Consider the following 12478-nt stretch of genomic DNA (forward strand, 5'->3'; position numbering starts at 1 on the left):
ATTAAGGGAGAATCGCATGAGCATGACGTTGCGTGATATTACGGCGACAGATGCCGCGGCTGGCCATGCCCTGACGCAGCAGGCGGGCTGGCCACACCGTATTGAGGACTGGCAGCAGCTGATTGCGCTGGGGGAAGGTGTTGTGATGGAAGAGGCGGGGCGGGTGTCCGGCTGCGCGCTTGGCTGGCGCTGGGGAAGCACGGCTGCCACCATCGGCCTGGTAGTGGTGGACCAGACCGCGCGCGGACGCGGCATCGGGCGCAGGCTGATGCAGGCGCTGATCGCGCGTTTCGCCGGCTGTACGCTGCGCCTGCATGCAACGGAAATGGGAAAAGGCCTCTATGCACAGCTGGGATTCAGGGAGTGTGGTCAGGTATGGCAGTACCAGACCGCGGCGTTAGCCGCACCTGCCGCTATACCGCTGCCGCCTGCGCTGAGGCTGGAACCGGCGTGCAGCGCAGCGTATGCGGATATGTGTGCGCTTGACCGGCAGGCGACCGGTCTGCAGCGTGCGCGTCTGCTGCAGCAGTTGCTACCCGGCAGCGTTCTGGTGCGCGATGCGCAAAGCGTGCAGGGTTTTGCCAGTCTGCGGCGCTTTGGCCGCGGGTGGACGATCGGCCCGGTTATTGCCCGCGACGGTACCGTAGCGCAGGCGCTCATTGCCGCGCTGCTGCACACGCTGACCGGTCAGTTTGTCCGGCTTGATACGCCTGACGCCGGGCTGGCGGCCTGGCTGGCAACGCTGGGTCTGCAGCAGGTCGACGCACCGCACATCATGGTGCACGGCACCCCCTGGCGCACAGCAGACGACATACACTGTTTTGCGCTGGTCTCTCCGGCACTGAGTTAGCGTGTCATCCGGCAGCGTCAGCAAACCTTAATCCGGCAGATTCTCCGCACGCCCGTTTCTGTCAGCTACCCTTAAAAGCTGACAACAGCCTCTAAGGGAGCAGCGGGATGAGTAAAAAAACCAGCGATTTTTTTGTCGAGCGTCTGCAGGCGTGGGGCGTCACGCGCATTTACGGCTATCCGGGTGATGGTATCAACGGCGTACTGGGTGCCATTCAGCGCGCCAACAAAGCGGGTGCCGGTATTGAATTTATTCAGGTGCGTCATGAAGAGATGGCGGCGTTTATGGCCGCCGGGCACGCCAAATTTACCGGTGAGCTTGGCGTCTGCCTCTCTACCGGCGGACCGGGCGCTACCCATCTGCTGACCGGCCTTTATGATGCCAAAATGGATCATGCGCCGGTGCTGGCGATTGCCGGACAGGCTGAGGCGACCGCGCGCGGCGCCAGTTATCAGCAGGAGATGAACCTCGATCGCGTGTTTTCTGATGTCGCCAATTTCGTACAGGAAGCGGCCGCGCCAGCGCAGATCCAGCATCTGGTCGATCGCGGCGTGCGTATCGCAAAAGCGCAGAACGGCGTGGCGGTGCTGATCCTGCCAAAAGATATTCAGGATGAAACCTGGCAGCCGCCGCAGCATGCGCACGGCTTTACCCACTCGGGCCCCGGCTATCAGCGACCGAAAATCGTCCCGTATGAGGCGGATCTGCAGCGCGCGGCAGAGGTACTCAACGCCGGCAGCAAGGTGGCGATCCTGATAGGTGCAGGCGCACGCGGTGCGGCAGTGGAAGTCGTTCAGGCCGCGAACCTGCTCGGTGCGGGCGTCGCCAAAGCGCTGCTGGGCAAAGATGTGCTGCCGGACGATGCGCCTTTTGTAACCGGATCGATTGGCCTGCTCGGCACCAAACCGTCGTGGGATCTGATGCAGGAGTGCGACACGCTGCTGATGATCGGCACCGGTTTCCCGTGGACCGAATTTTTACCCGCCGAAGGCAAGGTGCGTGCGGTACAGATTGATATTGACCCGGCAATGCTGGGCCTGCGCTATCCCTGTGAAGTTAACCTGCACGGGGACAGCGCCGAAACGCTGCGGGCGCTGATACCGCTGCTGCAGCATAAAAGCGATCGCCACTGGCAGGAGCAGATCGCGGTGCAGGTACGCGACTGGTGGCAGCTGATGGAGGAGCGGGCGCTGGCGCCGGCTAACCCGGTCAATCCACAGCGGGTGGTGTGGGAGATGTCGCCGCAGCTGCCGGAAAACGCTATCGTCACCTCTGACTCCGGCTCCTGCGCTAACTGGTTTGCGCGCGACTATCGCGTGAAGCAGGGACAGCGCGCCACCCTGTCCGGCGGTCTCGCCTGTATGGGCGCCGCCGTGCCGTTTGCTATCGCCGCCAAATTTGCTTATCCCGATAAACCGGTTGTGGCGCTGGTCGGAGACGGGGCGATGCAGATGAACAATATGGCTGAACTCATCACTATTCAGAAATACTGGCAGCAGTGGGCCGATCCGCGGCTGATTGTCTGCGTGTTTAATAACCAGGATCTTAATCAGGTCACCTGGGAGCAGCGCGTGATGGAAGGTAATCCGCGCTTCGAGGCGTCGCAGCAGCTGCCCGATGTGCCTTACGCGCGCTTTGCCGAAAGTCTCGGCCTGCAGGGGATCGTGGTTGATAATCCGGATGAGTTAGCCGCCGCCTGGCAGCAGGCGCTCAGCGCAACCCGTCCGGTGGTGCTGGAGGTGAAAACCGATCCGGAAGTGGCCCCGCTGCCGCCGCATATCACGTTTAAGCAGGCGAAATCGTTTATGGCATCCATGGTAAAAGGCGATCGCGGGGTGGCACAGATTATCGGTGACACCGCCAGCCAGCTTATCCGCCCTAAACGCTGATCCCGCCGGGTCTCTGTCTGTTATCCGGGCGCCATAAATGGCGCCCCTGCATGTCGAGAGTTGCCCGTAGGGGGCGCATTCATGCGCCCCTGGCATCGTTTATGCACTGTGCCCGACTGTCGCCAGGGCGCCATAAATGGCGCCCCTACAGATTCATATCCGGGCGCGATAAATAACGCATCCCCGGTGCCGCCGTAGGGGACGCATTCATGCGTCCCTGGCATCGTTTATGCACTGTGCCTGACTGCCGCCAGGGCGCCATAAATGGCGCCCCTACAGATTCATATCCGGGCGCGATAAATAACGCATCCCCGGTGCCGCCGTAGGGGACGCATTCATGCGTCCCTGGCATCGTTTATGCACTGTGCCTGACTGCCGCCAGGGCGCCATAAATGGCGCCCCTACAGATTTATATTCGGGTACGATAAATAACGCATCCCCGGTGCCGCCGTAGGGGACGCATTCATGCGTCCCTGGCATCATCTATTCCCCCCTCTCATCCTTTAAATGTCTCGTCTGTTCTCGAACAAACAACCGGTCCAGCTCCCACTTCAGTGGATTCTCTGCAATATAACGGCGAACCGCGTCCAGCTCCTGTTCCGTACGGATAACGCGGTCATAAAAGCCGCGCTGCCATAAAGGCACCCCGGCGCGCCGTGAAATACCCGCTTTAAAGTGATTAATAATGGCTGATAACGAACAACGATTACCCGGATGCAGCCAGATAATGCCGTGCAGATGATTGGGCATTACCACAAACGCATCTGTTGCCAGCGTGCTGTAACGGGCAGAAAGGCGCTCCCACTCTTCGGTAACGCAGAGGCCGGCTGGCGAAGCGTGCAGGCTGCCGGACAGGATCTCCCCCAGCCGTAACGCGCGCTGTCGGGTGACCAGGGTAATGAAATAAGCGCCGGGTGTACGATAATCAAATTGCGTCAGACGCGGATTTTTACGGTTTCGCATTGTGCCTCCCTGCGCCGCTATTTTCTCTTTCCAGCGCAGAAAGGCGAGTCAGTCACGTTAACGATGCGAGATGTCGCGAAAAAGTAAGGGCGCCATCAATGGCACCCCTTCATATCCACCACAGGGGGCGCATTAATGCGCCCCTGGCTTCGTTTATGCGCCGTAGCTTATTGTTGCCAGGGCGCCATCAATGGCGCCCCTACGGATACGGCGGTGCCGGTTATCCGGGCGCTATTAATGGCGCGCCTGCATATCCACCACAGGGGGCGCATTCATGCGCTCCTGGCTTCGTTTATGCATCCGTGGCTTCGTTTATGCGTCCGTGGCTTATTATTGCCAGGGCGCCATCAATGGCGCCCCTGCAGATTTATATTCGGGCGCGATAACCAACGCATTCCCGGTGCTCGTAGGGGACGCATTAATGCGTCCCTGGCGTCATTTATACGTCCCTGACACCTATACCATTTTTTCAATCTCGGCCAGCGGGACGGCATGGCTGAACAGGTAACCCTGCAGCTGGTTACAGCCGGCGCTGGCGAGGGCGTGCATCTGTCCTTCCGTCTCCACGCCTTCGGCGGTCACGGTAAGGCCCATAGCGTGTCCCAGCCGCACCACCGATTCGATAATCGCGGCTGAATTATCGGCCACACCGAGCGACTGAGTAAATGAACGGTCAATTTTTATCTTATCGACCGGGAAACTGCTCAGATAGTTGAGACTGGAGTAACCGGTGCCAAAATCGTCCAGCGCGATACGGAAGCCCGCTTCACGCAGGGCGACAATACAGCTGCGTGCCGCATGCTCATCCTCAATCAGCACGCCTTCGGTGATCTCCAGCTCCAGACGCTGCGGATCGGCCCCTTCGCTCTGTACAATCTCCAGCAGCCGGGGCACAAAGCCACTGCTGCGAAACTGCACCGGCGACACGTTCACTGCCACCACCACCTGCGGCAGCTTCAGCGATGTCTTGCAGGCTTCGCGCAGCACCCACTCGCCCAGCGGCAGGATCAGTCCGGTCTCTTCAGCGATAGCGATAAAGTCAGCCGGGGAGATATCGCCGCGTGTCGGATGATGCCAGCGCAGCAGAGCCTCAACGCCAACGACGCGCTCGCCATTAATCTCCATCAGCGGCTGATACCAGACGGCGAGGCCGGTAAAATTGACCAGCGCCTGACGCAGCTCGGCCGCCAGCTCCTGCCGCGTACGCAGCGACTCATCCATCGCTTTTTCAAACTGGCGAAACTGACCGCGCCCGTGATTTTTGGCGTCATACAGCGCGATATCTGCCTTACGCATCAGCTCCAGCCGATCTGTGCCATCGTTCGGTGCCAGCGCCAGCCCGATGCTGACGCCGACCCACAGCTCATTACCCAGCAGATGATAAGGGGCGCTGAGCGTGCTGATGATGCGCTGCGCCAGCGTATGCACCTGGCCGATAGTCTCCGTATCCGGCATCACGATAATAAATTCATCGCCGCCAATGCGTCCCACGGTGTCGCTGGTACGCACCATCTCGCTCAGGCGACGCGCCACCTCGCGGATGAGTTCATCACCGGCGTGATGACCCCAGGTGTCATTGATATTTTTAAACCGATCCAGATCGAGCAGCAGCAGCGCCACGCGGCGATCGTGCCGGAGCGCGGCGGCCAGCGCCTGGGTCAGACGATCTTCTACCAGCGCACGGTTGGGCAGGCCGGTCAGCACGTCATGAAACGCAAGATGCTGCGCCTGCGCCTCGCTGGCGCCCAGCCGGACCAGCGACTGTGACAGACTGAGTGAAGAGGTCCAGATGCGCCGCACCATAAACAGGCAGAGCAGGGTAATGATCATCACCGACAGCAGCGTCGAGGGGATGATAGTCCGCAGCATCTGTGCGCCAGGCTTGTCGGGCTGCCAGCTCAGATAGCCTACCCGCTGGCCACTCTGCGATGAAAGTGTCCAGAACGCGCTCTTCTTATCAGTAGGCGGCGTGTCGCTAAAGTGCAGCTGCGCCAGCTGGCTGCGTTCGGAGAGGTGGCGCAGATAGCCGTCATCGAGAAACGCAACGCTCACCAGGCTAAACCGGGTGGTACTATCAGGTGCGCTGATCCTGCCCACGGCCAGCGCAGCAGCGCGGCCGGCAATACGCACAAAATCGGCCCGGTCCTCTGCGCCAGCCGCGCGGGTTACCAGCGGCGTGGCGAGCAGATTGCGCAGCCACGGACCGACCGCCTGTGGGCTGACCGGTTCACCGTTGCGCCAGACGGCAACCGGCTGCTGCCTGCTGTCCAGCAGCAGGATCAGCTGATGCGCAAACATCTCATAGAGCCAGCTGCCAACATTCTGATCCAGCCAGGCCTGGTCTGCGTCACCCCGTGTCAGATGGCCGGCAAGCGGTGACCAGCGCGTCAGGCTGCGCAGCTGGCGCAAATGCTCACTGAGGCTCTGGTCAAATGAGGCGGAAATCATACGCTGCTGCTGCTCACGCGCTTCACTGTTGGTCACGGATGTCCCCCAGTAAAGCCCGCTGCCGGCCCCGGCAAACGACAGCCCCAGAATCGCGATCAGCGGCGCGACCACCTGACGCAAAAAACTGTGCCGGAACTGACGGGATGTTCTGATTGAATTCATTATTTTTTCTTCATATAAACAGGCGGCCCTAATGAATAAGTTAGCAGAAAGGCGGGTTTGTGCCTGGCGGTAAGCGGCACAGCGTCAGATGGACTTATTAATCATCCTGATGCGTCAGGGGGGCTGCAGCGGCAGATTCATCAGGCCGTCATGCCGTCGTCACCCCGCTGTCATCTGCTCCACGCATCCTGAGCGTCTATCAAGCCGGGCAGGGCCGATCCCGTCTCAGCCCGGAGCAGGGCGCTGAACAGCCCGGCAGTTTATTTTTTATTCCGGTACACAAAGAGGACCCATGAGCTTACTGGCCAGTTTTCATTATTCCGTCGCGGATGCTCAGCAGGCGTCCCGCCGCCTCCGCAAAGCGATGAGCGAGCCAGGCGTCGTGGTGTCGCTGCCGCTGATGCCGGGGCGAAACGAACTCTCCTCAGCCGCCAGCGCGCTGCTGCTGACGCGGGAAGAGGGGGCCGATACGCTCTGGCTCGATCCGCAGATTGACAGTGCGGCGCTGCGCAGCTCGCTGCATTTTTGTACCGGCATGCCGCTGGTCCCCGCCTGTGAGGCGTCGCTGGCCCTGAGTCACGCCGGGGCAAATCCCGATCCCGCCTGTCTGATGGCCCGGCAGCATGCCGCCGGCAATATCCGTACGCTGATTATTGAGTTACCAGGCCTGAACGGCGGTCTGACATTGCGTCTCAGTGGCGGCGGGCTGCGTGAAACGCGCGCGGTCGCACCGCAGCTGCCGCCGGCGGTGCTCACTTATCTGCGCGAGCATCCGCACCCCTCCCGGCAGCGGGGTGATTTAATGTTTACCTGCGGCGAAACATTAATGGCGCTGCCGCATGACGTCAGGGTCACGGTGTGCTGAGCACTTGCTATCCGCGGGATACCGGTGCTGAAGGCGCAGCCTGCCGCGCGCGGCTCAGCCGTGCGCTGCGCTGCCAGGCCCGCTCCAGCGCCTGAACCAGCTGCGCCTGCTGCCAGGGCTTCGCCAGCCGCTCGCACAGCGGTAACGTCACCTGCGACCGGCGCAGATCCTGCCCGCTGATCAGCAGCGTCGCGAGCTGCGGCCACTGCTGCTGCGCCTGACGTATTACATCGGCGCCGCTGAGCGGACCAGGCAGCATCAGATCACTGATCAGCAGATCGATATCAGGCGTCTGCTGCAGCAGCGCCAGCGCGCTGGCACCGTCGCCGCACTCCAGCGTCAGATAGCCAAGCTGATGCAAATGATCACACAGCGTCTGCCGCACGGCGGGTTCATCATCCAGTACCAGCACCAGACGATCGCGGCTGGCGCCGGGTACAGCAGGCGGAGGCGCAGCGACCGGCTGTGCTGCTTCCGCCGCGCGCGGCAGCAGCAGGCGTACCGTGGTGCCCTGGCCCGGCGCGGTTTCCAGCGCAATTTCACCGCCCGACTGCCGCACAAAGCCATAGACCATCGAGAGCCCCAGTCCGCTGCCACTGCCGGTAGGTTTGGTGGTGAAGAAAGGTTCAAAGACCTGCTGACGGACTTCCGCTGACATGCCGCAGCCGCGATCGATGACCTCCACCACCACCCACTCGCGTTTTCCCGCTGCCGACGCTTTGCGCTGGTTCCAGACGCGCAGCACAATCTCGCCGGGCTGCTGCTGCAGCGCATCGCGCGCGTTGACCACCAGGTTCATCAGCGCATTTTCAAGCTGACCGGCATCAATCCACGCCGGCCAGCCGGGCCGCGGCGCCTCGGTCACCAGCTGCTGACCGGGCAGCAGGGCGTGCTGCAGCAGCGAATGCAGATCTTCGACCAGATCCACCACCGCAACCGCCCGCGGATAGAGCGCCTGTTTACGGGAAAACGCGAGCAGGCGCTGGGTAAGCTGCGCGGCGCGGTCCGCGGCCTGGCGGGCGCGCTCTATGCGGGTCGCCAGCGTGCCAGCCGGCAGCTGATCGGCTGTGAGCGCCAGGCTGCCGATAATCACGGCCAGCAGATTGTTAAAATCGTGCGCCAGGCCGCCGGTGAGCTGGCCCACCGCTTTCATTTTCTGGCTGTGCAGCAGCGCCTCTTCCAGCGCCTTGCGCGAGGTGCGCTCCAGCACGGTGTTGACCATGCCACGGCGCGGCACCGGACTGAAACGCAGCTCCAGCGTACGCCCGTCGGGCAGCCGCACCTCCTGCGCATCCTGCAGGCTGAGCAGCTGCACATTCAGTCGTGCCAGCAGCTGCTGATAGTGCAGGCCGCGCTGAAGCTCATGCGGCGCAATACCCAGCAGCTGCGCATATTGTGCGTTCCAGACCACCAGCTGCCCGCTGTTATCAAACAGCGCAAAGCCGTCGCGCATGGCGAGAAAGGTTGACTCCAGCTGGGTGCTTTTCTCCTTCAGCAGTGAAGAGGTGTGCGCCAGTGAGGCGGTGTTGCGGGCGAAAACGTTAAACGCCCGCGCCAGATCGCCCAGTTCGTCGCGCCGCGTCTGACCGGGCACGCTGACGCCTTTCTCTCCCTGCGCCAGCTGCGTCATGGCGCGGGCGATAGCGGTAAGACCGGAGCCGAGATTGCGGTAGATGTAGTAGCCGGCGTAACCGGTGATCAGCAGCGCCAGCAGCATAAACAGTGCGATAAACCCGATGACTGAGTCGAGTTCACGGTGCGTGCTGGCGCTGCGTGCATCGCTCTGCTGGGCGACCTGCTGCACATAGCGGGTAATGTCCTCATTGAGCATCGCCACCAGCGCCTTGATGCGATAAGTCGCGTAAGCGATGCCGGTATCGCTCTCTTCAAGGTCCAGGGCAACGGGCTCCAGCGCGCTGAGAACGCGGATAAAGCGCGCCCGCTGCAGTGCCAGCACCCCCTCCAGCGGCAGGGCTGACCAGACCGGCAAAATAGAGGTGAGCTGCTGCACCGCAGCCTGCGGCGTGGCGGAGCGGATCGCTACCGCGAGCAGGCTCTCGCTCTGCTGACGCAGCGGCAGAAAAGCGGCGTTGCTTGCCAGGGCATTAATGCGGTTCAGCAGCAGCTGGGCCTGCCACAGCCCGCTTAGCATGGTATTACGCTGCAGGTGCCGCTGATGCCCCCTCTGCAGCAGCAGCGTGATGCTCTGCTCCAGCATCTGGCTGCGCTCACGAATGCGGCTGAGCAGGGCGGGCTGCAGCCTGGCAACAGGTGCCGCTGCCAGCTGCGTCAGCGCCTGCTGCAGCGCCTGCTGCGTCTGTTGCAGACGCGCCGATTCACTCTGGTACTCCAGTGCGCCCACGACCTGCGACAGACGTACCGCTGCCGTCGCCACGTTGGCCGTGTCACGTGCCAGCGCCAGGCTGCCATTCATATCGGCCAGCGTCTGCGCCTGCGCCTCTTCCTGAATCGTACCGGCGTGACGGAATCCGGTAATCGCCACCAGGCTGACCGCCAGCGTTACGCCGACCACCAGCAGATTAAACAGCAGCAGGCGGCCACGGGCACCGGCATACCACGGCAGAGTCTGACTCATGCGCCACCTCGTCATGCGAAACGTCAGCCGAGTATAAAAGTGGCCATCAGAAGCAATATGACAAATATGAACAGACGCTGACATTTTCCATTTATGTTGCGCGGTGACACTGCTCAGCACTATCCGGCAGCAGGAGCGCGGCAATGACAGCACCGATACTGGAAATGCGCGGTATTACCCGGCGCTTCGGCAGCTTTTACGCTCTGAAGGGCGTGGACCTCACCGTCTGGCCGGGCGAAGTACACGCGCTGATGGGGGAAAACGGGGCCGGTAAGAGCACCCTGATGAAGATTCTGGCCGGTGCCTACAGCGCCAGCAGCGGGGAGATCCTGATTGAAGGGAAATCTTACGTCATCCGCGGCCCCAAAGAGGCGCTGGCGGCGGGCATTACGCTGATCTATCAGGAGATCAATCTGGCACCCAACCTTACGGTCGCGGAAAACATTTTTCTCGGCAGTGAGATTGCGCGCGGCGGGCTGGTCAGACGCCGGCAGATGGCAGAAGAGGCGCAGCAGGTGATTGCGCGGCTGGGCGCGCGCTTTAGCGCGACCGATCTGGTCGGGCGTCTGAGCATCGCCGAGCAGCAGCAGGTAGAGATCGCCCGCGCGCTGCACCGCAACAGCCGCATTCTGGTGATGGATGAACCTACCGCCGCGCTCTCCAGCCGGGAAACGGAACAGCTGTTTGCGCTGATCAAGCGGCTGCGCAGTGAAGGTATGGCGATTATCTACATCAGCCACCGTATGGCTGAGGTCTATGAACTGTCCGATCGCGTCAGCGTGCTGCGCGACGGTGAGTATGTGGGCAGCCTGACGCGTGAGCAGCTTAACGCCAGCGAGCTGGTGCGCATGATGGTCGGGCGTCCGCTCAGCGACCTGTTTAATAAAGCGCGCGACATTCCATTTGGGGCTATCCGTCTGGCGGTCAATCACCTGACTGACCGGAACAAAGTCCACCCCAGCAGCCTGGCGGTGCGTGCCGGTGAGATCGTCGGCCTCGCCGGCCTGGTGGGGGCCGGACGCAGCGAGCTGGCGCAGCTGATTTTCGGCGTGCAGCAGCCCGCGGGCGGAGAGATCTGGATCGACGGTGAAAAAGTGCACATCCGTTCTCCGCGTGAAGCGATCGCCCGCGGCATCGGCTTTCTTACCGAGAACCGCAAAGAGCAGGGGCTGTTTCTGGAGCTGGCCGCGCGGGAGAACATTGTGATGGCGACGCTGGAGCGCGACGCCAGCTACGGCCTGCTGAACCGGCGCAAGGGGCAGAAGATCGCCAGTGACGCTATCGCGTCGCTCAATATTCGCGTGCCGCATGCGCAGGTACGCGCGGGCGGGCTCTCAGGCGGCAACCAGCAGAAGCTGCTGATTTCGCGCTGGGTATCTATTGCGCCGCGCATTCTGATTCTGGACGAACCGACGCGCGGCGTGGATGTCGGGGCGAAGAGTGAAATTTACCGCATGATGAATCAGCTGGCGCAGCAGGGCGTGGCGATTCTGATGATCTCCAGCGAACTGCCGGAGGTGGTGGGCATGAGCGATCGCGTCTACGTCATGCGTGAAGGCACCATTGCCGGCGAGCTGAGCGGTGACGCAATCAGCCAGGAAAATATCATGACACTGGCCACCGGCGCTCAGCCGGTTACAGCCTGAGGAGAGGGGAATGACCAGCGAAACCACACGCGTAGCCAGCCCGACGCTGAAACGGGCGTTAATGAGTGATTTGCTGCAGACGGTGGGGATCCTGCCGATTCTGATCCTGATTGTGGCGGTGTTTGGCTTTATTGCGCCTAACTTTTTTACCGAAGCGAACCTGCTGAACATAACCCGTCAGGCCTCTATCAATATCGTGCTGGCGGCGGGGATGACGTTTGTCATTCTGACCGGCGGTATCGATCTGTCGGTGGGCTCGATGCTCGGCACCACCGCGGTAGTGGCCATGGTGGTATCGCTCGATCCCGCCTTTGCCAGTCTGACGATCCCTGCAGCGCTGGGGGCCGGGCTTATCATGGGGCTGTTTAACGGCATTCTGGTCGCCTGGGCCGGACTGCCGCCGTTTATTGTCACGCTCGGCACCTATACCGCCCTGCGCGGGGCCGCCTACCTGCTGGCTGACGGCACGACGGTCATTAACTCCAATATCAATTTTGAATGGATAGGTAACGGTTATCTCGGCCCGGTGCCGTGGCTGATTATTATCGCCTTTGCGGTCATTGCGCTCTGCTGGTTCATTCTGCGCCGTACCACCCTGGGTATTCATATCTATGCCGTGGGCGGCAACATGCAGGCGGCTCGTCTGACCGGGATCAAAGTGGGCGCAGTGCTGATCTTTGTTTACGCCATGAGCGGTCTGCTCTCCGGGCTGGGGGGGCTGATGAGCGCCTCACGGCTCTACAGCGCCAACGGCAACCTTGGCGTGGGGTATGAACTGGATGCGATTGCTGCGGTGATCCTCGGCGGCACCAGCTTTGTCGGCGGTATCGGCACCATCACCGGCACGCTGATTGGGGCGCTGATTATCGCCACGCTCAACAACGGCATGACGCTGATGGGCGTCTCCTACTTCTGGCAGCTGGTGATCAAAGGCGGCGTGATCATCGTGGCCGTATTAATCGATAAATACCGTACCCGTCATCACGTCAGCTGAAGGCCGGTGCAGCGTTTCCAGGTGGCGATCCCGCGGACCGCTAACAATAAAAAGCAGGAGAACAT

General features: G+C 61.6%; 8 protein-coding genes. 5 read left to right on the forward strand and 3 right to left on the reverse strand.

All coding sequences use genetic code 11. From position 1 onward, the window contains the following. Positions 1 to 16 precede the first annotated feature (16 nt). Together SB719_RS01305 and SB719_RS01310 are read left to right on the forward strand one after the other, a co-directional pair. A complete protein-coding gene (locus SB719_RS01305) occupies positions 17 to 850 on the forward strand; it encodes a GNAT family N-acetyltransferase (RefSeq protein WP_412158781.1) in 834 nt (277 codons plus the stop codon). 107 nt (positions 851 to 957) lie between these two features. After that, positions 958 to 2739: a thiamine pyrophosphate-requiring protein gene (locus SB719_RS01310; RefSeq protein WP_065648965.1), complete on the forward strand. Its 1782-nt coding sequence runs from the start codon at positions 958 to 960 to the stop codon at positions 2737 to 2739. Between the two features lie 483 nt (positions 2740 to 3222). Here the strand turns inward: SB719_RS01310 and SB719_RS01315 are convergent, their stop codons facing one another. Then, complete coding sequence (locus tag SB719_RS01315) at positions 3223 to 3702, reverse strand: transposase (RefSeq protein WP_314689097.1); 480 nt, start codon at positions 3700 to 3702, stop codon at positions 3223 to 3225. A 456-nt stretch (positions 3703 to 4158) separates the two neighbouring features. Further along, entirely contained in the window at positions 4159 to 6315 is a 2157-nt protein-coding gene (locus SB719_RS01320) for a putative bifunctional diguanylate cyclase/phosphodiesterase (protein WP_412158909.1), read from the reverse strand. 289 nt (positions 6316 to 6604) lie between these two features. Between SB719_RS01320 and SB719_RS01325 the strand changes: the two genes are divergently transcribed. After that, entirely contained in the window at positions 6605 to 7177 is a 573-nt protein-coding gene (locus tag SB719_RS01325) for a phosphonate C-P lyase system protein PhnH (RefSeq protein ID WP_314689093.1), read from the forward strand. A gap of 7 nt (positions 7178 to 7184) precedes the next feature. Here the strand turns inward: SB719_RS01325 and SB719_RS01330 are convergent, their stop codons facing one another. Beyond that, a complete protein-coding gene (locus SB719_RS01330) occupies positions 7185 to 9773 on the reverse strand; it encodes an ATP-binding protein (protein WP_065648970.1) in 2589 nt (862 codons plus the stop codon). Between the two features lie 143 nt (positions 9774 to 9916). On the opposite strand from SB719_RS01330, the gene SB719_RS01335 reads away from it, so the two are divergent. Together SB719_RS01335 and SB719_RS01340 are read left to right on the forward strand one after the other, a co-directional pair. Beyond that, positions 9917 to 11419: a sugar ABC transporter ATP-binding protein gene (locus SB719_RS01335; RefSeq protein ID WP_412158782.1), complete on the forward strand. Its 1503-nt coding sequence runs from the start codon at positions 9917 to 9919 to the stop codon at positions 11417 to 11419. A gap of 10 nt (positions 11420 to 11429) precedes the next feature. Continuing rightward, complete coding sequence (locus SB719_RS01340; protein ID WP_065648972.1) at positions 11430 to 12413, forward strand: ABC transporter permease subunit; 984 nt, start codon at positions 11430 to 11432, stop codon at positions 12411 to 12413. Positions 12414 to 12478: the final 65 nt, after the last annotated feature.

It is taken from the genome of Pantoea sp. SIMBA_079 (assembly GCF_046940275.1).
In the GTDB taxonomy this organism is placed as follows: Bacteria; Pseudomonadota; Gammaproteobacteria; order Enterobacterales; family Enterobacteriaceae; genus Pantoea; species Pantoea borealis.

Excerpts from the sequence above, each read along its gene's own strand:
- SB719_RS01310 (WP_065648965.1), top strand. The coding sequence starts at position 958 with ATGAGTAAAAAAACCAGCGATTTTTTTGTCGAGCGTCTGCAGGCGTGG.
- SB719_RS01330 (WP_065648970.1), bottom strand. The coding sequence starts at position 9,773 with ATGAGTCAGACTCTGCCGTGGTATGCCGGTGCCCGTGGCCGCCTGCTG.
- SB719_RS01325 (WP_314689093.1), top strand. The coding sequence starts at position 6,605 with ATGAGCTTACTGGCCAGTTTTCATTATTCCGTCGCGGATGCTCAGCAG.
- SB719_RS01340 (WP_065648972.1), top strand. The coding sequence starts at position 11,430 with ATGACCAGCGAAACCACACGCGTAGCCAGCCCGACGCTGAAACGGGCG.
- SB719_RS01305 (WP_412158781.1), top strand. The coding sequence starts at position 17 with ATGAGCATGACGTTGCGTGATATTACGGCGACAGATGCCGCGGCTGGC.
- SB719_RS01315 (WP_314689097.1), bottom strand. The coding sequence starts at position 3,702 with ATGCGAAACCGTAAAAATCCGCGTCTGACGCAATTTGATTATCGTACA.
- SB719_RS01335 (WP_412158782.1), top strand. The coding sequence starts at position 9,917 with ATGACAGCACCGATACTGGAAATGCGCGGTATTACCCGGCGCTTCGGC.